This window comes from Photorhabdus khanii NC19 (assembly GCF_000517265.1).
Classification (GTDB): Bacteria; Pseudomonadota; Gammaproteobacteria; order Enterobacterales; family Enterobacteriaceae; genus Photorhabdus; species Photorhabdus khanii.
Map to the genome: position 1 here is coordinate 660320 of NZ_AYSJ01000013.1, position 23056 is coordinate 683375.

A 23056-nucleotide genomic window follows, 5' to 3' on the forward strand; every position below is an offset into this window, starting at 1 on the left:
TTGTTGAGATAAATCACATGAACCAAAAACAAATTGAAGAAAATGTAAGCAATGTGGTATCTGGTCAGGAACCACATGCCTCTCCTGAAATTACTGACGAAGCTGAAAGCTGTACGCTGGACTTAGGTTCCCTGGAAGCCAAACAGTGGATTGGTGTACAAAACCCGAACCGAATGGAAGTCCTACAAGAATTACGTCGCAGCACCGTATCAAGAGTCTGTACCGGCCGCAGTGGTCCACGTCCGCGAACCCAAGCATTACTGCGTTTTCTGGCTGACCACTCCCGTTCCAAGGATACGGTGCTGAAAGAAGTCCCGGTTGAATGGATAGAAAAACAGGGGTTGCTGGAAGTGCAATCTCAAATCAGCGACAAAAACCGCTATCTGACTCGCCCTGATCTGGGGAGAAAACTCAGTGCCAATGCTGTAGAAACTCTGCTGACACAGTGTAAAACTGATCCTGACGTACAGGTTGTTGTCTCCGATGGTCTCTCTACTGATGCTATTATTTCCAACTATGAAGATATTCTGCCACCTCTGCTAAAAGGGCTGGAACAAGCAGGATTGTGCATCGGCACGCCGTTCTTTGTGCGCTATGGCCGCGTTAAAATTGAAGATCAGATTGGCGAATTGCTGAAAGCGAAAGTGGTTATCTTACTTATCGGGGAACGTCCCGGATTGGGGCAATCGGAAAGCCTCTCCTGCTACGCGGTCTACAAGCCGACTGTAGAAAAAACTGTTGAGGCGGACCGCACTTGTATCTCTAATATTCATCGTGGCGGCACACCACCGATCGAAGCCGCCGCAATTATTGTCGATTTAGCTAAAAATATGCTGGCACAACAAGCCTCCGGCATTGCTCTTAGCCGTTGATGGAAACTGATTATTCCAGCATCATAAACAGGTAATTAAAAAATAATGAATTGAAATAGAGAGAATCCAGATGAGTCTTCTTTGCCTTGCAAGACCTTGTGAAAACATAACAAGAATGTTACGTCAGCTTCATTAAAAAGACGTAAAAAACACCATCCAAAAAGAGAACCATTGCAGAAGCCAGATTAAAGGAGATCAAAAAGAATGACTGGTAAACGTATCCCTCCAACCATAACACACGATGAAATGGTTGCTAACTGGATGAAAGATCCAAAATTCAAAGCTGAATACGACAAACTGGAAGAAGAATATACATTACTTGATGAACTATTAGCTGCACGCAAAGAAAAAACTTTCTTTATTTGAAAATTTATTAGGCATAATAAATAAAGGAATAAATATGTTCTGATAAATCAGAAATATTTACAAGATCGATAATAAATCATGAGTTCAAATTCAGAAGGCGACTGTTACCGTCTCTTAAGGAAATAGTCGCCCCAGCATTCCGAAAATTATTTCATAAGATTATTGAAATATCTCAACGACTCCAAGCAGGGAAAACTCTCATAGCTATGAGAACCGTACCTGCAAATATGAATGGAAAAGTGACAAGCGGCCAAGCTGTATCACCACCCATGCCTACGACAGCTGCTGTGCCGAAAAGAGAAACAATAAGGCTTTGACCACAGAAGTAGATAGCCACGGCCGAGCCTGCCCGGTCATTAAAATCAGCGAGTGCACCGTTGGCTGTAACAGATGCAATGAAGATCATCCCGACAGCCATCACCCACATAGGCAATACAAACGTGGCAAAGGATGGTTCACCTATCGTCCATGTTACAGCTAAGATTGCAGCACCAAAGACCAGCAGCGCCATGCCACGCCATACGCTACCAGCGATGCCCCACTTGCCGACAAATCGCTTTGCGAAACCTGTTGTCACTATCATGACAAGTGCAACAGTCGAGAAAGCAAAACTAAACTGTAATTCAGAATAGCCAGCTTTTCCGATCAACACTCTTGGTGCAGTGGAGAAAAATACGAAAAATGTCCCCATCGCGGTTCCAAAGGCGAATGTGTAAAGCCAGAACTTACCGCTTACCAAAATAGGAATGACTGACAAACCTCCGGAAACATCCGACATACGAGTTTCATGCCAACGAAATGCTGCGTGTAGTAACGGCAGAACCGCCACCAGAGCCAAGAACCAGAAGATCGCTCGCCAGCCGAACCCATCCGCCAAAAAAGCGCCTAATATCGGTGCCAGAGCAGGCACGCAGGCTAGCATTGAACTAAACAGGCTGTAGATTACAGCGCTCTCTGGACGGTCAGAGTATACATCACGTACCGTTGCAAAAGTCGTGACGAGCGCTGCTGACGCGCCGAGGGCTTGGATAAGTCGGAAGGCAACGAAGACAGAAGAAGAAGTTGATGTCGCGATCCCTACTGAGGCAATAACGAAGAAAGTGGCACCACCGAGCAAAACAGGACGTCGGCCGATGCGGTCAGAAAGTGGTCCAAAGAGCACCTGCCCCAATCCCAGGGCCAATAGATAAAGGCTTAAGGTGAGCTGGATAACTGACGGACTCGTATTGAATACGTCGGGCATAGCTGGCACCACGGGAAGGTAAATATCCATGGCCAGAGAAGCAAGTAAATCAAAAGGCGCCATCAGCAAAAGTGCTATCGGCATGGTGTATCGCCAAATTGAGTGCTTGTCAGACATAGTAAAGTTTCCGTTAAAATATATGAATTGCACGAATTTGAAATACATTACGGATTTATGCATATAACCTCAAGAAACTTTTAAAATTCTATTTATAATTAAGTAAAAACACATATAGTTTTATTAATGAAAATATGATAAGGAAAAATTAAACAGAATTATTTACAGGGTCAAAACTGTTAATTATCTACATTCGTTTTAAAATTAAAAATAGACTTCAATCATTAAGACTGACAATGAAACATGATAAAAATAACGAATTATATAACCACCAAATAAATATAATTTTAATAGATGAACCAAACTTACTTAAGAAAATTAATATTAATATGGAACTGCATACGTACAGTGATGTAAGAGGATGGCAGGCCAAAACCTGCCTCCTATTTTATGTGCCGTGCCATGGTTTTTTATCAGTGCGTCATCGAAATCTTGGGGAATGATGACATTACCACTATTAAAAATTTCAAAAGGTTCATTAGAATACATATATACCTTTCTTAATTTAACGTCAAATTCTTCCTGTAAAGAACTCGTTACAAATTCAACTTCTGCATCTAGTTTATCGTCCAGATTGAAGACTACAATTTTATAACGATAAAGAGTATTCATAAGTGATGGGAATATTTTAATTTCGCCGCCATAAACATCAGCATAGCTATACTGCTTATAATCTCCAATCGGAGGAGCCCAATAATTTATAACCCTAACTGGCACTACTTTATTGTTTCTTAGCGTTATCCCTTTGACAACAGAGGGCATTGGAAAATGGTTTTCACTATAAATCTCAACGGATTCAAGAGGGCGGATAGATATAATAGTCTTTTTTAATGTCATTATATTTTTCCTTATTATTTCTGTTAGTTAGATACATATATAACAGGTGATTTAACCTGTAAAATTTAACTTAACACTTTTCAAAAGCAGTTAAATATTGAAATTTATCAGTACAGTAAAAGATATCGTTAACGAATTCATCGTATATAAGTCATTATTCAACATTATAATAAGCAACCACCGAAATTAGATACCGTTTTTTCCGCGTTATCCTATTCTAATAACATTTCACTTAAGGGATAAATCACTTTTACATAATTAAGAATAAAATCACCCCATATAACGGCATTACGTAAACTTTAATTCCATAGAGGAGAAAAATTTTATGTGATTTTATTGAAAATTCATTCATTTTTTATTGGTTTTAGTTTATCGGCAAAACGGTTAGCATAATTCGAAAATTTACAAGCCCAACAAACCTGCGAAAAACAGATCTAAAGAACGCATTTATTAGGTATAATAAAAGAATAAATATGTTATGATAAATCATTATATCAATCATAAATATGAGGTTAAATAAATGGATTTGGAAAAATTAAGAAAATTAACACTCAGTAGCGGATTTACGTTTAAAGAGCTTCTTATGATGCAAAGGATCTTTAAAAATCTTGACGATGATGAAAGAAGATATGTAATAAAGTATTATACAAAAAGCTATAATATTTACAACGTTATAATAGTGCTTGCTGAAGATGCCGGCGATCCAGTGTTATTTTTTGCTCTCATGTATGCAGGCTGCATAATAATGGAGATTTTCCTCTATGACGAGAATTCAATATCCTATTTATCATTAGTATCGATTCTTTATATCATTTCAACAATAATATGCATATGCTATAAATCTTTTTATCATCGCTATCGTTATAATCTTTTCACATGCATAAAATTAGTCATTTTCTATATTCGTTTCAGAATAAAAGAACATTTAAAGCAGCTATAAAAAATTAAATATGTTACGACAAGCCATTTATATAGTTATAAAAACGAGTTTAAAAAAATGAATTTAGCTGACTTAAGAAAGTTAATATTAAATAGTGGATTCACCTTAAAAGAATTACTTAAGATAAAGAGAAGCTTTCTTGTCCTGCATAAAGATGACCCTGATGTTTATGATAAATACCAAAGTAAAACGGATTATTTTTGTCATTATCTACTATTTATAGCTGACGAGATAGCATTACCAATAATACTATTAACCTCAGTTTATTCATTTATGATGACAGGAATGTTTTTCAGTGGGAAAGCATATGGGATCCCATTAATGTCCTCTATTTACTTATTCTTTTCCATTTCTGCTTTTATTTATTATACTCTTTCCGTTAGCTGTAATTTAATCACAGGATTAAAATTAGCAATATTCTATATTCGTTTTAAAATAAAAAAATTTAATCCTTGAGTTTATTAATAAAACATGATAGAAATAACCAATTATAAAACTAAATAAAATCGGATCTAAATAAATGAACTTAACTGACTTAAGAAAGTTAATATTAAATAGTGGATTCACCTTAAAAGAATTGCTTAAGATAAAGAGAAATTTTCTGATTCTTCATAAAGACGACCCCTACATTTATGATAAATATAAAAGTAAAACAGATTGTTTTTGTCATTATCTGTTACTTATAGGTGAAGAAATCGCCATACCATTAATATATTCAACACTAATTAACTTATTTATAATATCAGGAATGTTTTTCAGTGGGCAAGCATATGGAATTCCATTGATGACTTTTGTTTACTTATCAATAACAACATCAGCTTTATTTTATTTCAGCTACTCTGTTAATTGTAATTTCATAATAGGATTAAAATTAGCAACATTTTATATTCATCTTAAAATAAAAACTAAATTTCAATCATCATGAAGTTTATATATGTCATCCATCAAAAGTTTGACTTTATATATACTACCAGATATTTGAATGGTTAACATAGGATTTGGTGTTAACCGCCATTTTCTGGCAAGATCCTCATTAATATACCTAAATAATTTTCCTGTCTCCGGCTTAACAGTATAGCCCCCCGATATATTATTCTTGGATTTAATAGGTTTAAGCTTAAGCATCCCATAAGTTCCATATAAACTTGCCACTAAATCAACTGAACTATAAGCAACATCAGCTACACCATCATCATAACCTAAAGCATGAGAGATATGCCGATATCCTGCCCTGACCCAGCCTATATCTTGATTCTCATAAAGAATCGGACTAATAGACTCATAAAAGTTATTAGCTCCATGAGCAGCTAATACAACACCTATTGACTGAACTGTTTTAGACTTTACAAGCCTCCCTGAATTAATTACAGCAAAACCAGCAACTGCTTGAACAATACCAGCAACAACCCCACCGCCTATTTTTGCGTATTTAACTACTCCCTGATCTTCAAATATATCGGTTATAATATATTTAGTATAATCCTTACGCCTTAATATCTGATATTCTTTTTCAGTCGTTTCATATTCATCTCTTACTTCATAAATTAATCTCTTTTTTTCACTTATATCAAATGTATTTTTAAACTCATATGTTTTCATATTAACAAAGTCATCAACTTCTTTTAAATATGACATTCTCAATTGACTATCTTCTATAAAAAAACTGGCAGCCAAGTGTGCTTTACGCTTCAATGACGAAGCGTAATTATTTAAGTCATAAGAAAGATGAGATATCCCTTTCATAAAAACCTCAATAAACGTTGTCTTCCCATATGCTATATGCACTGGTGCCAGACATAACATGTTCCCACGTGATTGACTGGTACATTAAAGATAAACTTTCCTGTGGCTGGCACTCATTATGTGTAGATGAATTTGGATAAAACCCATTCAATCCACATAGATATGCGCCGGTGAGTTTTATCTTATAATAGAGTTCCAAGCCACCTTTCGTTGATGTTCTGTAAAAATAAAAAATACATTGCAGTGATTCTTTATTGGTTATAGCTAAACCCAAAAGAGGAGAAGATTTATCAATTGGCTTTCTTATCTCAACCGGCTGATGGTTGACATGTTGACCTCGGGTTATATTCGATGTCAATTCATAAACAAATATATGGTCTTCACGACCAATCTGACATGTGTTGCCAATAGAATCAACCGTTGAACATCCTTGTGATATTCATCCTTGCTTATCACCCTTAATTTCTAAATAGATTATATTCGCCATAAATAACCATCAGTTAGTCAATTTTCAAAAACGTGAATATATATCAAATTAATAAGAATGATAATTAGTTATAAGTTTTATTCCAAAAAATGTGATATATTTCATGACAAGATAGATTCAATTAATACTTTTGCGTTAGCAATTTAATTAATTTACTAATCCAAGCAAACTCAGAATAGATGAGAGACATTGGTAATCAAATTGTACAAGATCTATTTACCTAAAACACTTAAAGTTTTTGCCCAAGGATAGTTATAGCAGAGCAGAACAAAAAGTCCCTGAAACAGATAAATTATCCTTTTCTGTTTCAAACATGAAAATAGCAAATATAAATGTTGACCAAGGTAATCAAAAATGTTTACCATAACTCTATGTTCAACAAAAAGGAGGGATGGTGAAACAACGCGAGTTTAGAAAGTGGCTCGAATCTCAAGGCGTCGAAGTTTGGGACGGTACAAACCATTTAAAACTACGATATAAGGGGAAACGAAGCGTAATGCCGAGGCACCCCGGCAATGAGATAAAAGAAGCACTAAGAAGAGCCATTATCAAGCAGTTAGGTCTTTAACAAATCCAGCCCTTCGTGGCTGGTACTTGCGGACTTTCACCATAAAAAAATATGCGATATCCAGTAAACTTACAGTCAGCCGATGAGGGCGGCTTTGTTGTATCGTTTCCCGATATACCAGAGGCCCTTACACAAGGTGATACACGCGAAGAAGCACTAGAGATGGCGCTTGATGCACTTATTACCGCTTTTGAGTTTTATTTTGAAGATAGTGAGAAAGTGCCTTTACCTGGTTCAATAACAGGTGATTTTGTCGATGTGCCGATAAGTGTTGCAGCAAAAATTATGATGTTGAATACGTTTATTGATTCCGGCTTAACTCAGGTGGAGCTGGCCGAGCGTATTACGGTTAAAAAACAGGAAGTACAACGTATTTTTAATTTACGACATTCAACAAAAATCGACACTGTTCAGCGTGCTATCGGGGCAATGGGTAAAAATCTTGAGGTATCCGTGACTTCACGCTGATAGGTAACGAAGGCAACAGTATAAAGCTTTATGCAGTCTCTTATTGGTGTGACCCACGCCAATGAGAGGCCAGAGATCAGCACTCAGTAAAATGCTGGCATAATGCAGGGTGTTTTCTAAATTGGCTTGATAGTTCGAACTCTTCGCTAAAAACGCGATAGGATGGATTATGTAGGTAAACCACATTGTATTCATTCACAGACTGAATGATATAGAGTTCCACTTATGTAGTTCATTTATTTAACTTCCACAATAATATATTTATTCCACAAATACTTTTATCTGGTGGGTTCACATATTTAAAGCTATTAATATTATATATTCTCTTTAAAATAAATTTTACAATTCAATCATCAAAAAATTCACATTTTATTTCTTTCGAAAAAAATTAATTTATATTAATCATCAAAAACTTGAATAATTAAAATAGGATTCGTTATTATATATCTACAAATTTAATTTATTAAAAGAATGGATAATTTTTCTATATACCTAATAGATTTCGAGTTGCAGCGCGGCGGCAAGTGAACGAATCCCCAGGAGCATAGATAACTCTGTGACAAGGGTGAGTGAAAGCAGCCAACAAAGCAACAACTTGAAAGATGAAGGGTATATCTGCCAAACAATTAAAACGGCAGCACAATATTACTTTCGGACAGCAATCCCATATTGTTATACGTAGCGCAAGCCGCATCCACCAAATGCATAGCCAGCGCAGCACCGCTGCCCTCTCCCAAACGCATGTCCAGATGCAAATAAGGCTCCAGTTGCAGATGTTGCAATGCAATGATTGAGCCTTTCTCAGCCGATAAATGTGACGGGATAAGGTAATGACGCACATCGGGAGCAATACGGCAGGCTGCCAACGCCGCAGCGTAAGAGGGAAAACCATCCAGTATCACCGGCAACCCGGCAGAAGCCGCGCCAAGCATCACACCCGCCATCCCCACCAAATCATAACCGCCGACTTTCGCCAACACGTCAATGCCATCGCTGGCATCAGGCCGATTAATTTCAATCGCCCGTTGCACAATCGCCACTTTATGATGCAAACGATCACAGGGAAAGTTAGCCCCAATGCCTACGATCTGTTGTGGATCGCTGTCCGTAAAAACGCTGACCACAGCCGCCGCCGGTGTGGTATTCGCCATGCCCAATTCACCTACACCAAACAGTTTCACGCCATCTGCGGCTTGTTCCAATGTCAGGCGGGCGCTTGCCAGCAACAGATCTTCCGCTTGCTGACGGCTCATGGCCGGTTCATGAGCAATATTGCCACTACCACTCCCTGCCCTCATATCCACCAATCCCGGCAGCGGATCACTGTCAATCCCTACGTCCACAACTTTAACCTCTGCGCCCGCATTCACCGCTAGCACGCAAACACCGGTGATCCCTTTCATCATATTCTGGGCATGAATAGCCGTTGCTGATTTGGGCGATATGGTCACACCTTCGTCATAAACCCCATGATCAGCCACCATCACAATGATTTGTTTACGATCAATATGATGGCCCGATAATCCGCGCATTCCGGCAAGTTGAATCGCCAGATGTTCCAAACGCCCAAGGCTACCCGTTGGTTTAAGCAATCCATCCAATCGGGTAGCCGTACGCGCCATAGCCTCGCTATCCAATGGCACAATCGCACTAATAATTGATGAAAATGTTTGCATGGGGTTATTCCTGCGTCTCAGGTTGCCAGCAAGCCCGGCTATTAAACGTACGCAACGTAGTCAATCCATGGCGGATTTCTATTACGCTGTATGCACCCTGTTCAAAATGAAAGTGCCACATGGCAGAAGGCGGCATAGCCAGCAAACGCGCCAATAACAGGCCCAAAACCCCCTGATGAGCAACCAACAACACATTGCCCTGACTTTCCTGTGTCAACAATTGTTGCGCTACGTTTTCTATACGGGCAGCAAATGTAGGAAAGGCTTCACCACCGGTAGGAGATGCTTGTTGCCAATCTTTTAACCAAGCAGCCCAAGCTTCAGCGTCTTCATATTGCAAATCGTGATGGTGGCGCATTTCCCATGCACCAAAATGCATTTCATTGAGTTGCGCATTAATGCTGGCTGATAACCGACGATCTGCCAAAATAATTTCCGCAGTATGACAGGCCCGTCGTAACACGCTGCTTATCGCTTGCGAAAATGTCACTGCCGATAGATAGTGGGCAACTTGCCGGGCTTGATGTATTCCCGTTTCGGTCAGTTCCACATCTGTCATACCACAAAAAACGCCGCCCACATTCGCTTCCGTCTGACCATGCCGAACCAAAAATAATCGCATCAACTTGACTCACAATAGCACCAGTAAAAACACCAATTCCCCAATTTCTACAGACGCGCCCAAGGTATCGCCTGTTTGTCCACCTAAACGACGACGCAGATAAACCGCCAGTAATCCGATAACCAGCAGCGTGATCACCCATGCCAATACACCCGGCACGCCAATCAGCAGAGCAATCAATACCATCCCACTCAACAACGTCAACAAGGTCTGATGACCATTAATCCGGCCAATATAAAGATTCCCCAACCCGCTCCCTTCACGGGCACAACGTTGGCGATACATTAACAACACAATCGCACTCCTGCCCGCCACTGACGCAGCTATTAAGGTCACCAACATCGGGACGTCACGCAGAGCCAATTCGCTCACGACCAGCACTTTCGCCAGAATAAGGAAGATCAACGCCAGACCGCCGTGAGTTCCCAAACGGCTGTCACGCATAATCTCCAGCATTCTTTCCCGGTTACGTGCAGAAAACACACCATCACAGGTATCCGCCAAACCATCAAGGTGAAGCGCCCCCGTTAGCAATGCCAGCACTAATACGTAACTTAATGCCGCCAGCGGCGCACCACACCAAGGCGCAAGCAGGGTAAAAATAGCGGCGGCAAATATACCGACGATCAATCCGACAAATGGAAAACCGGCAATACCACGCACGTATTGATCCATTTCCACTCCCTGTGTCCAACGCGACGGTACCGGGATGCGAGTCATAAATTGCAAGGTGGCAAGAAACAGACGCAGATTCATTTAATTTTTACCTCAATCCCCGAGACCATCAGAAATACCTCACTGGCCGCCGCCGCCAGCCGCTGGTTAACCCTTCCGGCAATGTCACGGAAATGGCGGGCCAGTCTGTTTTCCGGCACGATGCCCATGCCCAGTTCGTTAGTAACCAGATATATCGGTGAAGTCACGCCGGTACAAGCCGCTAATAGATCGCTAATTTGCTGCTGAATCCTCACCTCCAATACAGCAAAGTCCATCTGTTCGGGTGAAGTCTCTCCGGCTTGATCAAATAATAGATTGGTAATCAATGTCGTAATACATTCAAGAATGACCGCGTCTCCCGGCCGGGTTTGCGTGGTAATGACCGCACCGAGATCACGGTAACCTTCCCATGTGCGCCAATGAGCCGGCCGGTTTTCACGGTGCAGTCGTATACGTTCAGCCATTTCGCTGTCTGTCACCACGGCAGTCGCAATATACAACACCTGCTCACTGGCTTGTGCCGCCAGTTTCTCCGCCAGCACACTTTTACCACTGCGAGCGCCGCCAGTAATCAAAATCACGGTGCCAAGCCTTGTTGATGGTTTTTCATACACTGATAAATCCGTTCTATATCCAGATGTTCGCGCATTGCTTCCGCCAAAAGATCAAACTGTGTCTGTTTGTAGTCGGTATAATCCAATGTATCTCCCTGATAAGCCATCAATCCTTTGCGCTGACGCAAAGCATTAAGCAGAGCACGGGTAAAATGAGTACTATCGAACAGGCCATGAATATAACTGCCCATCACATTGCCCTCCCGATTGACCGCACCATCAAACCAGCTACCAGATTGACCGTTACGATAGGTAATACAGGCAAACGGTGTTACATCCGCCCCCAATAACGAGCTTCCCATATGAATCTCATAACCACGGACCGGTTGCTCAACACAATCTGATAACAAGCCCGGCAACGCCACCAAGCAGCTACCATTTACCTTGGTTGTCACTTTTTCATGGGCAAATTGGGTTTCCACATCCAGCAATCCAAGACCGTCCATCTGGTCAATACCCGATTCCACGCCATCGATAATCCGCTTACCCAGCATTTGATAACCGCCACAGATGCCGATAACCGGGATACCAGACTGATGTGCCGTCAACAGAGCATCCGCCAAGCCGTTTTGTCGCAGCCATCGCAGATCGCCCAGCGTGTTTTTGCTGCCAGGTAAAATAATCAGATCCGACGACTGCAACTCTGATGGCTGAGTCACATAGCGCAAGCGAACATCCGGTTGCATCGCCAGTGCGTTAAAGTCGGTAAAATTGGCAATATAAGGCAAACGAACCACGGCAATATCCAGCGCCTTTTCAGCTGCACCATCATATTTACCGGTTTGCAGCGCTACGCCGTCTTCATCTTCCAGGTCAATGTTCAGCCAAGGCATCACTCCCAGCACAGGCACCCCGGTTAAGGCTTCAATCTGTTCAATACCCGGCTGGAGCAGGCTGATATCACCGCGGAATTTATTGATGATCACCCCTTTGATCCGCGCTTTCTCTTCCGGCAGTAACAGTGCCAGCGTACCGTAAATGGCAGCAAATACGCCGCCACGATCGATATCCGCCACCAGCAGCACAGGCGCATCAACCATCTCCGCCATTCCCATGTTGACAATATCCCGATCACGCAGATTGATCTCCGCCGGGCTGCCAGCGCCTTCCAGCACTATCACGTCATATTCACGGGCCAGACTGTGAAAAACTTCGCAGATTTGCTGCTGCAAACGGGGCTTGTACTGGTGATACTCCACCGCATTCATGCTACAGGCCACTTTTCCCATCAACACAACCTGAGCCTTACAATCGCTGGTGGGTTTTAGCAATATCGGGTTCATTCGTACATCAGGTTCTATACCCGCCGCTTCCGCCTGAAAAATCTGCGCCCGCCCCATCTCTTCACCGTTAGCAGTGATACCAGAATTCAGTGCCATATTCTGTGACTTAAACGGCGCGCAGCGATAACCATCCTGAACAAAGATACGGCACAATCCCGCAACCAATATGCTTTTCCCAACATCGGATGCTGTACCTTGCAACATTAAAGACAGACTCATATGTCATTTCCTTAATTATTACGCTGACGTAGCAGAGCAAAAAGTTGCTCCTCAGTTTTACACAATGGCAACCCCAGTTCGCTGTGGATCTTAACCAACCAAGGCTGCACCAGACCAGCAGCCTGCAACTGCTCATGTTGCAGAAAGACCTCAGCAGTTTCACCTGCACAGACCAATTTACCGTGGGAGAGTACGTACAGATAATCACAGACGTTGTAGATTAAATCGATATCATGGCTGGAAATAATCACCCGTTTTCCTTCTGCCACAATACGTTCAATGATAGCGATCATATGTTGTCGGCCAGAAGGGTCCAACCCGGCGGTCGGTTCATCCAACAGCAGATATTCCGCCTCCATCACCAATGCCCCCGCTATCGCGACACGCTTTTTCTGTCCATGACTCAGATGTTGGATTGGCTTATGACGAAATTCATGAGCATCCACCAGCGCCAACGCCCGTTCAACACGCTGCGCAATCAGCACCTCATCAATGCCAAGATTACGTAAACTGAAAGCAATATCACTGTCGATATCGGTATAGAAAATTTGCTGTTCCGGATCTTGAAATACTGTCGTCACCCGCTGGCGCAAAGCCCGCAATTGGGCTTTACCATAACCGATAGGCTGGTCTTGCCATAAAACCTCACCCTGTTGTGGACGCAAGATGCCGCTCAGATTCATAAACAATGTGGATTTGCCACAGCCATTAGCGCCTAACAGGCCAGTAACGGCATGGTGGCTAAAATCCATGGTTAAATTCTGTAAGACCGGTTCATCCTGATAACTGAAACTTAACTGTCGGGTAGCTAACATCGGGATCCTGTCCTTACAGGTGAAAATTCCCCTGATAAAGTTTAATATCCAGCGAAACAATCATTTGCTGATAGCGGATCATGACGCGTGTAAATAGCATACTAACTAATATTGCCAGTGAACGGTAGCCACTTCCCAACGACGTGTAACCAAACCGCAGGGATTGCGCACGATGGATCGCCGCCGCTTCATCAATAAAAATAAAGATAAAACGCCAAGTCAGCAGGATCTGTTCCGTTAATAGATCCGGGACATGACAACGTTTCAACAGTTGGATCAATTGTGGAAACGGGGTATTAAGCACAAACCAGAAGGTAGCCGCCAATGCTGCCAGGCTGCGCCACATTGTCTGATTGGCGGTGGTCAGCCCTGCTTTATCAATACCGAACCAAAACTGGCCTGCCTGAACGCCCCACCACAGGGCGTCCGGCTGCCGGGAAACCGATAGCACAATGGCTATCAGTCCCACCAGTAAGAATGATAACGGTACAGATAACCAAAGCAGATAGCGACGTGGCCCGATCCGTAACAGATAGCAGGTCAGCGCCGCAATCACCAGCAATAGCAATGCCTGGTAGCGCGGCGGGCTGATCATCGCCAGTAGCAGAAACAAGCCATAGAGCGCCAATTTTGCCATCGGATCAACCCGCCGCCAGCGGCTTTGATAACTTAGTCGATCAATTCCCAACATGCTCACTGCGCTTACTCCGGTAGTAACCCAGAATATAGAAGATCACCGCTGCTCCTAATGAGCCTTGCAAGGTGAACAGCAAACTTTCAATCTCTCCGCTGGCCGGCTCATACAGCGGCTGGAACCAGGGTTCATAATCTGGAGCAGTGACCTGAATCAGCGCTTCTGCTTCTCCATCGGCTCCGCCATATTCGCCTCCGTGGTTAATAAAGAACGGCAGAATAACCAACGCGATTAACACCAACAGCAAGGTAATGGTCTTTTTCATGTTAATGACTCCTGACGTGGATAAGATGACGTTTAGTTAATTGGTCGTAAATCAATACAGTGAGCAAACCCTCAGCAATTGCAATCGGGATCTGAGTCAGACAGAACACGCTCATAAATTTGACGATAGAACCGCTAATACCGAATTCAGGCTCAGGGAAAGCCACTCCCAACTGTACTGACGTCACGAAATAGGTCACCAAATCCGCGATCATGGCACAGAGGAATACGGCAACATCACGCCGGAATCCGATTTTATTGGCCAGACGCCAGACCCAATAACCGACAATCGGACCAAACACAGCCATTGACATACCGTTAGCGCCAAGGGTTGTCAGACCGCCATGCGCCAATAGCAGTGCCTGAAATAACAGTACAATGACCCCAAGTACTGCAACGACCGAAGGACCAAATAAAATCACCGCCAGACCTACCCCAGTCGGATGAGAGCAACTACCGGTGACTGATGGAATTTTCAATGCGGACAGCACGAAAATAAATGCCCCACACAACGCCAGCAGCACTTTCTGGTTACTGTCATCACTGACAATCTGCCGCAATCGTACCAACCCCATAAACAGACAAGGCAAAAACAGAACCCACCAAGCCAATGCCCACATCGGCGGCAAAAAACCTTCCATAACGTGCATGGCAAAAGCTTGCTCCGGCACCAACATCAACAAGACTGCCATTGCCAACCCGGTCAACGAGAGTTTCTTTAGCTGTTGTTCCATAATCTACTCCTTGGTATGCCATTGTTTATTCACCAAAATGGTGGAGAAATAGGGTAGCGGCTGATCAGCCGCTACCTGATCCAGACAACGCCAACACTGCTCACCCGGCAATGAAGCGTCTGCCATCAGCAAAGCATGTTCAAACAAATTCAAACGTGCCAACAACGCACGCACGGTGGCAAAACGGTTATAAACTTTCATCAGCACCACACAATCATGGGCTTTCAATGCCTGTTCCAACTCAGCTTCCGGAGCAGTACAGGACATGACCGCCATTGATTGCTGCTCCATGGCAAGCGGCAGTACGGTTCGTGCAGCAATAGCGGCAAAAGAGGTGATACCCGGCACAATTTCCAGCCATTCCTGCCGGCCAATGCGCGCCAGCAAAAAGACCCAGGTACTGAACAGCATGGCGTCACCCAATGTGATAAACCCGACTTGCCGCCCTTCCATCACTTCATTTTGCAGTTGTTGCGCCACTTCATCCCATACCACCTGTTTTTCTTCGCCGTTACTGCTCATCGGGAAATGACAGGTGCGAATTTCAGTGTGTGGTAAGAGGTATTCACGCACGATAGAGAGCGCCAGACTATCTCCGCCTTTACGCCCGGCGGGTGCATAAAGTACATCAAGGCGGGCAAGTATCCGGGTGGCCCTTACGGTAATCAAATCACCGGCACCGGGACCAACGCCCATCGCATAAAGTCTTCCCTTCATCATGCCACCTCCTGTTGATCTGGCTGTAATGCGACAGCCAGATGTTGAACGAACATTTGGCGGATCAGTGGATTTTCACCTAACCCCTGTAACCAAGATTGGGTGCTGATCCCAACGGCTTCCAACTGAGAACGCCATGAGTCCGGCTCGTCTGATGCCATGTCGTTGATTGCATGATCACCCGCCACCAGCATTAACGGCATCAAATGTACCTTACGCACCGCCTGCCGCCGCAAGCGGATGATGAGATGGCCGATTTCCGGGTAACTTTCCACCGCCCCCACCAACGCCGGAAAATTAAGTGAACTCATCAGGTGATCAAGGCACGCGTAGACAGAAAATGCATGATGACTGGTGCCGTGTCCCATAAACACCACGCGTTCATCCGCAGCCAATGGCGGCATCTGATTTTCCAAGGCAATAAGCAGTTGTTGATAATCGGCAAAACTGTTAAGCAACGGTGTACCCACAACCAAACGTTGAAAACGTTTACTAAAGGCACTCACTTCACTGACGATCTTTTCATATTCGTCACCGTTGATAACATGCAGGGATTGAATAGCCACATCCTGATAGCCTTCTTTAACCAAACGCTCCAATGCCTGACGTGGGTTATCCATTTGTAGGCCATCACGTTTTTGCAATTTACGAATGATCATTCCTGAGGTAAATGCCCGATACAGATCACGATCAGGGTAAGCTGCCGCCAATTGCCGCTCACAGGCATCGATATTCTTTTGCCGGGTCTGCGGATAGCTGGTACCAAAGCTGATGATTAACAGTGCTTTTTTCATTTTATTGCCCTCTTATTGCCCTCGTTGTTCCTGCCACTGGGTCAGGTGTTGGACAAACTCATCCAGCGAACTAATCTGCTCTCCTTCATCTGCCTGTAAAGTCTGTGCAGGACGGCACACAACAATACAGGGAATATTGAGTGCCAGGCAGGGAGCCACTTTCTGTTGATATCCCCCCTCAGCACCAGACTCTTTAGTCATCACAACATCAGGGTGGCAAAACTCATACAACGCATGATTGAATTCAGCCGTGAATGGTCCACGCAACGCAATAATATGATCGACCCCCAACCCCAGCGCCTCACACTGAACCAGTACCTCAGCCGTCGGCAATACCCGTACCAGTAAGGTTTTTCCCGGCAGTAAACGCTGATACAGCGCCAGTTGTTTACTGCCGGTGGTCAGCAATACCCGCGGTCCCAGAGTCCGGGCAACGTCGCAAGCCGCCTCCACACTATCGACTTTGTGCAACAATGGGTGATTCAGTAAGTCAATCTCACTGGGACGTTGATAACGGGTAAACCGCAGTGACAATTGGCGGCAAGCTGCGATCACGTTGTGAGTTAACGCGTCTGCGTAAGGATGTGACGCATCAATTACCCAACCTACCTGATGCTGATCAAAATAATGCACCATAGCCTCGGCATCCATTCGCCCCACCACTACCTCTCCCTGAATATCACCCGCCAGTTGCCTCCCGGCATCGGTAGCAACAGAGAGACGGTAACGCGCTCCTGCCGCGTCCAGTGCCCGGCAGATCAGCCGGGCGTCACTGGTACCGCCGAAAACATGGATAGCCGGATGGCTCATAGCTCATACCCCCGTGGCGTGATCATCAGTCCATCACGGCAATAGGTCGTATGATTGCCAACGATCACCAGGCTGGTCATATCCACCGGTGAAAAGTCCATCTCGCCGAAAGTGGTAATCCATTTATCCTGCTTTTTACGCCCAGCAGCTTTTACCACCCCCACCGGCGTATGCGGATCTTTCCACGGCCGCATAAGTTCAAACGCTTTGGCAAGGTGCCCTTCACGGCCACGGCTGCGTGGGTTGTAAAAACAAACAACAAAGTCGGCCTGCGCGGCGGCAATCACACGTTTCTCAATCACCGGCCACGGTGTCAACAAATCGCTTAAGCTGATATGACAAAAATCGTGCATCAACGGTGCTCCCAGTAACGTAGCTGCGGCAATGCTGGCGGTGATCCCGGCCACCAGTTTGACTTCAAGATCGCACTGTTGCTGGCAAACCAACTCCAGCACTAAACCAGCCATGCCGTAGATCCCCGCATCCCCGCTGCTGATCAACGCTACTTTACGACCGGATAACGCCAGATCAATCGCTGTCTGGCAGCGTTCAATCTCCTTGCACATGCCGGTCTTAATCACTTCTTTATCCATCGTCAGATGTTTGACCAAATGGGTGTAGGTTTTATAGCCGACAATAATTTCAGCTTCGCGGATCGCTGCAATGGCATCCTGCGTCATCATAGATTCATTGCCTGGCCCAATGCCGATTACGGTTAACATAATTGTGATACCCCCAAAGTGATAGTGACGCCCTGCTGACGCAAGGTCCGACCAACCAGTTTTCCTTCGCTCATCAACCAGGCAACAGGTTGTGAAACACTGCCAACCCCTACCGTCTGGCGGACAAAATCGGAAGCGGGAAAACGTTGTTCATGGCGACTTAACTCATTAACACTGAACAACTTAAACGGTACACACCAACGCTGTGCAAGCTGATTCAACGCTGGCTCATCCTGCTTGATGACAACACTGCCGATGGCACTCAGGGCCATCAGATCAAAATGATTTTCCGCCATCTGCTGCTGCAATAGCTCAACCAGTATTTGTAACGGGGTGTCCCGGCGACAGCCAATCCCGGCCACAACACGTTTTGGCACCAATTTATAAACCGGCAGAGGCAGTTCGGGCAGTGAATCGTGCAACGTGACACACACCAGCACATCCAGCTCCGGCAATGCCTCCAGACTCACTACCGGGACAAAACCACGGGTATCAAAATGTTCACGTTCGTTAAGTAGTGATTCATCCCACCACAGCCCGACTTTCTGACCACTGACCAGCATTTGGTTGACCACTTTCACCACATGGCGAAAATCCTGCATATCTGCGTTTAACTGAGTGGCAAGCGTATCCAGCGCCGCCACCCCGTTGATATCCGTAGCGGTAGTAATCACCGGGTCGGCCCCCAACAGCTCCGCCAGATAATGAGTCAATGCATTAGCGCCACCCACATGACCGGATAGCAAACTGATAACATGTCGACCACGCTCATCAATCACCACCACCGCCGGATCATGCATTTTGTCGTTTATCAGTGGCGCAATCATTCTTACGGTGATCCCCAGCGCCGCAACCACCACCAGCGCCGAATAATGCTTAAACGCCTCGCGCAAGGTGTCACCAAAACTGCCATTAAAAGGAAGAAACCCCGGCTCCAGCAGCTTTTCGCTGGTAAAACAGGTCAGAGGTAGATGCGTTCTCAACCTTCGTACCAATCTGACCCCGCCCGGAGTCAAACAGAACACAGCGATCGATTCATGCCCGGCGATATTCATGGCTAAACCCCGCATCGTAGAGCTTGGAATAGTGGTACTCCTCTCCCAGGAAAGCACCGACCAGAATCAAAGCGGTTTTACGGATACCCGCGGCCTGTACTTTTTCGGTGATATCAGCCAGCGTACCGCGCACGGTATGACTGTCAGCCCAAGTCGCTTTGTATATCACCACGACCGGCGTTGTGACCGGGTAACCTCCGGCCTGAAGACGTGCGACCACATGCCTCATCTTCTGCACAGAAAGGTAAATCGCCATCGAAGTCTGATGAGCAGCAAAGGATTCCAACTGTTCGAGCGGGGGCACCGGTGTACGTCCTTCAATTCGGGTGATAATCAAGCTTTGTGACACTTCCGGTACGGTGTACTCCACCCCTAACTGCGCCGCGGCACCAAGAAACGCACTGACACCCGGCACCGAGACAAAACCAATACCGGCATCTGTCAGAGCTTCCCCTTGCTCACGGATAGAGCCGTATAACGAGAGATCACCGGTTTGCAATCGAACCACCAACTTACCCGCATGTACACCATCCACCATCAGTGCAACAATTTGTTCCAGCGTCAGACTGGCGCTGTCATGGCATTCAGCCTCTGGCGGGCAGTAATCCAGCAGTTCGGTGTTAATCAATGAACCGGCGTAAATCACCACCTGCGCCTGCTGCAATAAACGATAGCCTTTCAGGGTGATCAACGCCTTATCACCCGGCCCGGCTCCCACAAACCAGACTTTCCGCGGATCAAAATGTTCAGACATCGATCTTCTCCTTGTAACAGGAAATCAGATAAGTCGGATTATTCGGCTTGAAATAGTGACCGCTGCCAAGTGATGCCAAAGTAGACGCCTGTAGCTGTATGCACTCTAAATCACTTACCTGACACGTCCGCAAATGCGCCAGCGCATCATTCAGGTTATTCAGCAAAATGAACGTCAGCACCAGACGGCCACCGGGGTACATGTGATCCAACGCCCAGTCGATCAGTGCCGTCAATTGGCCCCCACTGCCGCCAATAAATACCGCATCTGCCATTACATCCAATGCTAACGGGGCCTCCCCAGCGATGATTTCCACATTATGGCAACCCAGCCGCTGACGATTCTCCCCGATCAAAGCCAGTGCCGCAGGGTTACGCTCAATGGCGGTGACCGTCAGCGCCGGGAATCGCAGCGCTGCCTCCAACGCCACACTGCCGGTCCCTGCTCCCACATCAATCAACTGGCTGGCATGATTCAATTCCAGCCGCTCCAATGCCAGCGCACGAACCGGCTCTTTCGTCATCGGCACTTTCTGTCCGCGTAAAAATTCGTCATCTCTCATAAGATCACCACCACGTTCATGTCATAGTCAGTCGCCACCGCTTCTGGCCGCAGACGGTGAATACGCTCATTAGGCAAAGAGAGGTTTTCACCAATAATCAATGTACGGCTCAGGCCACGCGCAATAATGGCCTCCGCAATTGCCCGCGGGCCGACGCGCCCATCAGTTACCATCGCTACTTTGTCGTGTTGTAAAATCCAGTCGAAATCCGGGGTACGCCCGTGACTGCTGGTCAGATAGATATCGTTCATATCCAGTGCCGCTTTAGCACACAGATACTGAATTGAACTGATACCGGGAATGATGCGCAGATCATCTGCGGTAAAATATTCAGACAACAATTTGCCGATGCCATACAACAACGGATCGCCGGACGCCAACACCACAATATGACGTGTACTGTTGTTCTGTAACCAGACAAGCAAACTGGCAAGATCGGCATCCAATATGCGGGTTTCATGGGTGATGCCACTAAATATCTCCAGATGACGCCTGCCACCGACCAGTACCTCTGCAGCAGTAATATAATGCTGCGCCTGTGGCGTCAGATACGCCGTATCACCGGGACCAATACCGACAACAGTGATCATCGCATCTCCTCCAAAATGTCATTCAACGGACGGCTGGTGCCGAGGATCTGATTATCAAAGGAGAACATAATGGCGTCACAGCGCGGTGGGTTAACGGCAAAACGCAGCATCTCACTCATTCGTTCACAAATACGTTCGGCGATACGGTCATAAACCGCTTGCAAGCCATACTCTGCAATCAGTTCCATCGCCGCTTCTGTGGTATCGCAGCGATTAACCTCCAACAGAAGAGCCTGCGGCGCCCCCATCAGGGCCAGATAAGCAATCAATGTTTCTATGCGGCCATCAGCAATGTGACTGTGAGTATGAAAAATCCCCGCAGCCACCTTCACTAATTTGCCGGGATGCCCTACCAGCATGATATGGCGGAACCCGAGCCGAACCGCTTCCTGCAACATGTAGCCAACAAAGTTGCTCATCGTCACCACCAGTTGACCATCAAGCCCCAATTGTTCACGCACAAAACGCTCGCCGTGATTGCCGGGAACCAGAATGACCTTTTCGGCTCCCGCTGCACGTTTCATTTCCAGCTCTATCGCCAGTGAACGTTTCCAACTCTCCTCCGACATCGGCGTGACAATCCCGGTGGTCCCAATAATGGAAATACCGCCAAGTATTCCCAACTTCCCGTTGTAGGTTTTCTTTGCCCGCTCTTCACCTTCCGGTGCAAAGATCTCCACCTCCGCTCCCCGCATGGGGCCAATAGCCTCCCGTACCGCCGCCTCAATAGTCTGGCGTGGAGTACGGTTAATGGCGGCACTGCCTACCGGCAGCCCGACACCTTTGCGGGTAACCGTACCAACACCTTCCCCGCCGCTCAGATGGATTTCACCGTGATCGCACAGCGTGACACGGGCAAAAATCAACATGCCATGAGTCGCATCTACATCGTCGCCACCATCTTTACGGATAGCGGCGGTCGCCTGTTGGCCTTCAATCAGTGGCTGTTCAACGTTAAGGCGTAATGTCACACCAGAAGGGGTAACAATAGAAACATGGTCAATAACTTGCTGACGCAACACCATCAACGCGGCAACCTTGGCGGCGGCAGTGGCGCAAGAACCGGTGGTATAACCTTTGCGATACTGCTTACCGTTGTGCCAGATGCTGTCTAATTGCATCGTATCGCTCATTGTGCCTCCTGCAACCGGTACAGAATGGCATTGATAATCGCCGCAGCGATATTGCTCCCACCTTTACGGCCTGCGGCCGCGATATAAGGCAATTCGCTTTGCATCAACGCCGCTTTCGATTCTGCCGCGCCGACAAATCCAACCGGTACCCCGATCACCGCCAATGGTGAAGCCCGCCTTTCCAGCAAGCGGAACAGCGCTGTCGGAGCATTACCGAACACGAATATCTTGTCGCCTTCCTCAGCCAATGCGATATCCACCGCGGCCATAGAACGGGTAATACCCTGTGCTTTCGCCATCGTTACCACCCGCGGATCACTGATATAACAACGGCATTCACAACCCATTTGCTGTAACAACGCTTTATTGATACCGGACTGAGCCATCGTGGTATCGGTATACAGAATGCACCCCCGGCGCAATGCCTCAGTAATACGAGTCAGCACATCCGGTGAAAACCACAAAATATCCAGCCAATCAAAATCTGCGGTAGTGTGGATCACCCGTTTAATCACCGCTTCCTGCATCTCATCAACAAAACAATAATCGGGGCGTTCACAGGCAATAATATCGCCAATGATTGCAAAGCTATTCTGTTCAATTTGCTGAGGTTTCTGGAGATAGTTCATATTCGTTGCCC

The 23056-nt window shown here is 45.8% G+C and carries 29 protein-coding genes; 6 read left to right on the plus strand and 23 right to left on the minus strand.

The window, feature by feature from the left end:
* Positions 1-17: 17 nt before the first annotated feature.
* Together eutC and PTE_RS15075 are read left to right on the plus strand one after the other, a co-directional pair.
* On the plus strand, positions 18-872 hold the full coding sequence (gene eutC, locus PTE_RS15070) for an ethanolamine ammonia-lyase subunit EutC (RefSeq protein ID WP_036848026.1): 855 nt from the start codon (positions 18-20) through the stop codon (positions 870-872).
* 204 nt (positions 873-1076) lie between these two features.
* Entirely contained in the window at positions 1077-1238 is a 162-nt protein-coding gene (locus PTE_RS15075; protein WP_021324520.1) for a hypothetical protein, read from the plus strand.
* 172 nt (positions 1239-1410) lie between these two features.
* Here the strand turns inward: PTE_RS15075 and cml are convergent, their stop codons facing one another.
* Both cml and PTE_RS15085 read right to left on the minus strand, forming a co-directional pair.
* A complete protein-coding gene (cml, locus tag PTE_RS15080) occupies positions 1411-2598 on the minus strand; it encodes a CmlA/FloR family chloramphenicol efflux MFS transporter (protein WP_036848028.1) in 1188 nt (395 codons plus the stop codon).
* 324 nt (positions 2599-2922) lie between these two features.
* Entirely contained in the window at positions 2923-3435 is a 513-nt protein-coding gene (locus PTE_RS15085; RefSeq protein WP_051477420.1) for a hypothetical protein, read from the minus strand.
* A gap of 997 nt (positions 3436-4432) precedes the next feature.
* On the opposite strand from PTE_RS15085, the gene PTE_RS15095 reads away from it, so the two are divergent.
* Both PTE_RS15095 and PTE_RS26035 read left to right on the plus strand, forming a co-directional pair.
* Complete coding sequence (locus tag PTE_RS15095) at positions 4433-4831, plus strand: hypothetical protein (protein WP_036848032.1); 399 nt, start codon at positions 4433-4435, stop codon at positions 4829-4831.
* 64 nt (positions 4832-4895) lie between these two features.
* Entirely contained in the window at positions 4896-5300 is a 405-nt protein-coding gene (locus tag PTE_RS26035) for a hypothetical protein (RefSeq protein ID WP_036848035.1), read from the plus strand.
* Here the strand turns inward: PTE_RS26035 and PTE_RS15105 are convergent.
* Together PTE_RS15105 and PTE_RS23910 are read right to left on the minus strand one after the other, a co-directional pair.
* Positions 5288-6118, minus strand: a complete 831-nt coding sequence (locus PTE_RS15105) for a DUF4225 domain-containing protein (RefSeq protein ID WP_036848458.1) — start codon at positions 6116-6118, stop codon at positions 5288-5290. The two genes, PTE_RS26035 and PTE_RS15105, sit on opposite strands and share 13 nt — an antisense overlap.
* Before the next feature lie 7 nt (positions 6119-6125).
* The gene (locus PTE_RS23910; RefSeq protein ID WP_241826080.1) at positions 6126-6557 is read right to left on the minus strand and encodes an Hcp family type VI secretion system effector; all 432 of its coding nucleotides are present in this window, start codon (positions 6555-6557) and stop codon (positions 6126-6128) included.
* Between the two features lie 442 nt (positions 6558-6999).
* Between PTE_RS23910 and PTE_RS15110 the strand changes: the two genes are divergently transcribed.
* Together PTE_RS15110 and PTE_RS15115 are read left to right on the plus strand one after the other, a co-directional pair.
* Positions 7000-7173 (plus strand): type II toxin-antitoxin system HicA family toxin, encoded by a 174-nt coding sequence (locus tag PTE_RS15110; protein WP_036848460.1) that lies wholly within the window; start codon positions 7000-7002, stop codon positions 7171-7173.
* Positions 7174-7224: 51 nt separating this feature from the next.
* A complete protein-coding gene (locus tag PTE_RS15115) occupies positions 7225-7641 on the plus strand; it encodes a type II toxin-antitoxin system HicB family antitoxin (RefSeq protein ID WP_036848038.1) in 417 nt (138 codons plus the stop codon).
* Positions 7642-8267: 626 nt separating this feature from the next.
* Here PTE_RS15115 and cobT read toward each other — a convergent pair.
* The 19 genes from cobT to PTE_RS15210 are packed head-to-tail and all read right to left on the minus strand — an operon-like array spanning position 8268 to position 23045.
* Positions 8268-9317 (minus strand): nicotinate-nucleotide--dimethylbenzimidazole phosphoribosyltransferase, encoded by a 1050-nt coding sequence (gene cobT / locus PTE_RS15120; protein WP_036848040.1) that lies wholly within the window; start codon positions 9315-9317, stop codon positions 8268-8270.
* 4 nt (positions 9318-9321) lie between these two features.
* Complete coding sequence (locus PTE_RS15125) at positions 9322-9939, minus strand: adenosylcobalamin/alpha-ribazole phosphatase (protein WP_036848042.1); 618 nt, start codon at positions 9937-9939, stop codon at positions 9322-9324.
* 9 nt (positions 9940-9948) lie between these two features.
* Positions 9949-10695 carry an adenosylcobinamide-GDP ribazoletransferase gene (cobS, locus tag PTE_RS15130; protein WP_036848045.1) on the minus strand — a complete coding sequence of 249 codons (747 nt, stop codon included), beginning with the start codon at positions 10693-10695 and terminating at the stop codon, positions 9949-9951.
* Positions 10692-11237, minus strand: coding sequence for a bifunctional adenosylcobinamide kinase/adenosylcobinamide-phosphate guanylyltransferase (gene cobU / locus PTE_RS15135; protein WP_036848048.1), 546 nt, complete (start codon positions 11235-11237; stop codon positions 10692-10694). Before cobU ends, cobS begins: the two co-directional genes overlap by 4 nt.
* Positions 11234-12772 (minus strand): cobyric acid synthase, encoded by a 1539-nt coding sequence (locus PTE_RS15140; protein WP_036848053.1) that lies wholly within the window; start codon positions 12770-12772, stop codon positions 11234-11236. Before PTE_RS15140 ends, cobU begins: the two co-directional genes overlap by 4 nt.
* 11 nt (positions 12773-12783) lie before the next feature.
* Positions 12784-13587 carry an ATP-binding cassette domain-containing protein gene (locus tag PTE_RS15145; RefSeq protein ID WP_036848056.1) on the minus strand — a complete coding sequence of 268 codons (804 nt, stop codon included), beginning with the start codon at positions 13585-13587 and terminating at the stop codon, positions 12784-12786.
* A gap of 13 nt (positions 13588-13600) precedes the next feature.
* Positions 13601-14278 (minus strand): energy-coupling factor ABC transporter transmembrane protein, encoded by a 678-nt coding sequence (locus PTE_RS15150; protein WP_036848058.1) that lies wholly within the window; start codon positions 14276-14278, stop codon positions 13601-13603.
* Positions 14265-14546: an energy-coupling factor ABC transporter substrate-binding protein gene (locus tag PTE_RS15155; RefSeq protein WP_036848061.1), complete on the minus strand. Its 282-nt coding sequence runs from the start codon at positions 14544-14546 to the stop codon at positions 14265-14267. Before PTE_RS15155 ends, PTE_RS15150 begins: the two co-directional genes overlap by 14 nt.
* Before the next feature lies 1 nt (position 14547).
* On the minus strand, positions 14548-15279 hold the full coding sequence (cbiM, locus tag PTE_RS15160; RefSeq protein ID WP_036848064.1) for a cobalt ECF transporter S component CbiM: 732 nt from the start codon (positions 15277-15279) through the stop codon (positions 14548-14550).
* Positions 15280-15282: 3 nt separating this feature from the next.
* On the minus strand, positions 15283-15996 hold the full coding sequence (locus PTE_RS15165; RefSeq protein ID WP_036848463.1) for a cobalt-factor II C(20)-methyltransferase: 714 nt from the start codon (positions 15994-15996) through the stop codon (positions 15283-15285).
* A complete protein-coding gene (cbiK, locus tag PTE_RS15170; protein WP_036848067.1) occupies positions 15996-16790 on the minus strand; it encodes a sirohydrochlorin cobaltochelatase in 795 nt (264 codons plus the stop codon). The genes PTE_RS15165 and cbiK overlap by 1 nt, the downstream gene beginning before the upstream one ends.
* 12 nt (positions 16791-16802) lie before the next feature.
* A complete protein-coding gene (locus tag PTE_RS15175; protein ID WP_036848070.1) occupies positions 16803-17600 on the minus strand; it encodes a cobalt-precorrin-6A reductase in 798 nt (265 codons plus the stop codon).
* A complete protein-coding gene (locus PTE_RS15180) occupies positions 17597-18322 on the minus strand; it encodes a precorrin-3B C(17)-methyltransferase (RefSeq protein WP_036848073.1) in 726 nt (241 codons plus the stop codon). The genes PTE_RS15175 and PTE_RS15180 overlap by 4 nt, the downstream gene beginning before the upstream one ends.
* Positions 18316-19377 (minus strand): cobalt-precorrin 5A hydrolase, encoded by a 1062-nt coding sequence (gene cbiG / locus PTE_RS15185; protein WP_036848076.1) that lies wholly within the window; start codon positions 19375-19377, stop codon positions 18316-18318. The genes PTE_RS15180 and cbiG overlap by 7 nt, the downstream gene beginning before the upstream one ends.
* On the minus strand, positions 19358-20131 hold the full coding sequence (locus tag PTE_RS15190; protein WP_036848080.1) for a cobalt-precorrin-4 methyltransferase: 774 nt from the start codon (positions 20129-20131) through the stop codon (positions 19358-19360). Before PTE_RS15190 ends, cbiG begins: the two co-directional genes overlap by 20 nt.
* Positions 20124-20693: a decarboxylating cobalt-precorrin-6B (C(15))-methyltransferase gene (locus PTE_RS15195; RefSeq protein ID WP_036848083.1), complete on the minus strand. Its 570-nt coding sequence runs from the start codon at positions 20691-20693 to the stop codon at positions 20124-20126. Before PTE_RS15195 ends, PTE_RS15190 begins: the two co-directional genes overlap by 8 nt.
* On the minus strand, positions 20690-21283 hold the full coding sequence (locus PTE_RS15200) for a cobalt-precorrin-7 (C(5))-methyltransferase (RefSeq protein WP_036848086.1): 594 nt from the start codon (positions 21281-21283) through the stop codon (positions 20690-20692). The genes PTE_RS15195 and PTE_RS15200 overlap by 4 nt, the downstream gene beginning before the upstream one ends.
* Entirely contained in the window at positions 21280-22416 is a 1137-nt protein-coding gene (gene cbiD / locus PTE_RS15205) for a cobalt-precorrin-5B (C(1))-methyltransferase CbiD (protein ID WP_023044078.1), read from the minus strand. The genes PTE_RS15200 and cbiD overlap by 4 nt, the downstream gene beginning before the upstream one ends.
* Positions 22413-23045 carry a cobalt-precorrin-8 methylmutase gene (locus tag PTE_RS15210; RefSeq protein WP_036848089.1) on the minus strand — a complete coding sequence of 211 codons (633 nt, stop codon included), beginning with the start codon at positions 23043-23045 and terminating at the stop codon, positions 22413-22415. The genes cbiD and PTE_RS15210 overlap by 4 nt, the downstream gene beginning before the upstream one ends.
* Positions 23046-23056 lie beyond the last annotated feature (11 nt).

Excerpts from the sequence above, each read along its gene's own strand:
- eutC (WP_036848026.1), top strand. The coding sequence starts at position 18 with ATGAACCAAAAACAAATTGAAGAAAATGTAAGCAATGTGGTATCTGGT.
- PTE_RS15075 (WP_021324520.1), top strand. The coding sequence starts at position 1,077 with ATGACTGGTAAACGTATCCCTCCAACCATAACACACGATGAAATGGTT.
- cml (WP_036848028.1), bottom strand. The coding sequence starts at position 2,598 with ATGTCTGACAAGCACTCAATTTGGCGATACACCATGCCGATAGCACTT.
- PTE_RS15085 (WP_051477420.1), bottom strand. The coding sequence starts at position 3,435 with ATGACATTAAAAAAGACTATTATATCTATCCGCCCTCTTGAATCCGTT.
- PTE_RS15095 (WP_036848032.1), top strand. The coding sequence starts at position 4,433 with ATGAATTTAGCTGACTTAAGAAAGTTAATATTAAATAGTGGATTCACC.
- PTE_RS26035 (WP_036848035.1), top strand. The coding sequence starts at position 4,896 with ATGAACTTAACTGACTTAAGAAAGTTAATATTAAATAGTGGATTCACC.
- PTE_RS15105 (WP_036848458.1), bottom strand. The coding sequence starts at position 6,118 with ATGAAAGGGATATCTCATCTTTCTTATGACTTAAATAATTACGCTTCG.
- PTE_RS15115 (WP_036848038.1), top strand. The coding sequence starts at position 7,225 with ATGCGATATCCAGTAAACTTACAGTCAGCCGATGAGGGCGGCTTTGTT.
- cobT (WP_036848040.1), bottom strand. The coding sequence starts at position 9,317 with ATGCAAACATTTTCATCAATTATTAGTGCGATTGTGCCATTGGATAGC.
- PTE_RS15125 (WP_036848042.1), bottom strand. The coding sequence starts at position 9,939 with ATGCGATTATTTTTGGTTCGGCATGGTCAGACGGAAGCGAATGTGGGC.
- cobS (WP_036848045.1), bottom strand. The coding sequence starts at position 10,695 with ATGAATCTGCGTCTGTTTCTTGCCACCTTGCAATTTATGACTCGCATC.
- PTE_RS15140 (WP_036848053.1), bottom strand. The coding sequence starts at position 12,772 with ATGAGTCTGTCTTTAATGTTGCAAGGTACAGCATCCGATGTTGGGAAA.
- PTE_RS15145 (WP_036848056.1), bottom strand. The coding sequence starts at position 13,587 with ATGTTAGCTACCCGACAGTTAAGTTTCAGTTATCAGGATGAACCGGTC.
- PTE_RS15150 (WP_036848058.1), bottom strand. The coding sequence starts at position 14,278 with ATGTTGGGAATTGATCGACTAAGTTATCAAAGCCGCTGGCGGCGGGTT.
- PTE_RS15155 (WP_036848061.1), bottom strand. The coding sequence starts at position 14,546 with ATGAAAAAGACCATTACCTTGCTGTTGGTGTTAATCGCGTTGGTTATT.
- cbiM (WP_036848064.1), bottom strand. The coding sequence starts at position 15,279 with ATGGAACAACAGCTAAAGAAACTCTCGTTGACCGGGTTGGCAATGGCA.
- PTE_RS15165 (WP_036848463.1), bottom strand. The coding sequence starts at position 15,996 with ATGAAGGGAAGACTTTATGCGATGGGCGTTGGTCCCGGTGCCGGTGAT.
- cbiK (WP_036848067.1), bottom strand. The coding sequence starts at position 16,790 with ATGAAAAAAGCACTGTTAATCATCAGCTTTGGTACCAGCTATCCGCAG.
- PTE_RS15175 (WP_036848070.1), bottom strand. The coding sequence starts at position 17,600 with ATGAGCCATCCGGCTATCCATGTTTTCGGCGGTACCAGTGACGCCCGG.
- PTE_RS15180 (WP_036848073.1), bottom strand. The coding sequence starts at position 18,322 with ATGTTAACCGTAATCGGCATTGGGCCAGGCAATGAATCTATGATGACG.
- cbiG (WP_036848076.1), bottom strand. The coding sequence starts at position 19,377 with ATGAATATCGCCGGGCATGAATCGATCGCTGTGTTCTGTTTGACTCCG.
- PTE_RS15190 (WP_036848080.1), bottom strand. The coding sequence starts at position 20,131 with ATGTCTGAACATTTTGATCCGCGGAAAGTCTGGTTTGTGGGAGCCGGG.
- PTE_RS15195 (WP_036848083.1), bottom strand. The coding sequence starts at position 20,693 with ATGAGAGATGACGAATTTTTACGCGGACAGAAAGTGCCGATGACGAAA.
- PTE_RS15200 (WP_036848086.1), bottom strand. The coding sequence starts at position 21,283 with ATGATCACTGTTGTCGGTATTGGTCCCGGTGATACGGCGTATCTGACG.
- cbiD (WP_023044078.1), bottom strand. The coding sequence starts at position 22,416 with ATGAGCGATACGATGCAATTAGACAGCATCTGGCACAACGGTAAGCAG.
- PTE_RS15210 (WP_036848089.1), bottom strand. The coding sequence starts at position 23,045 with ATGAACTATCTCCAGAAACCTCAGCAAATTGAACAGAATAGCTTTGCA.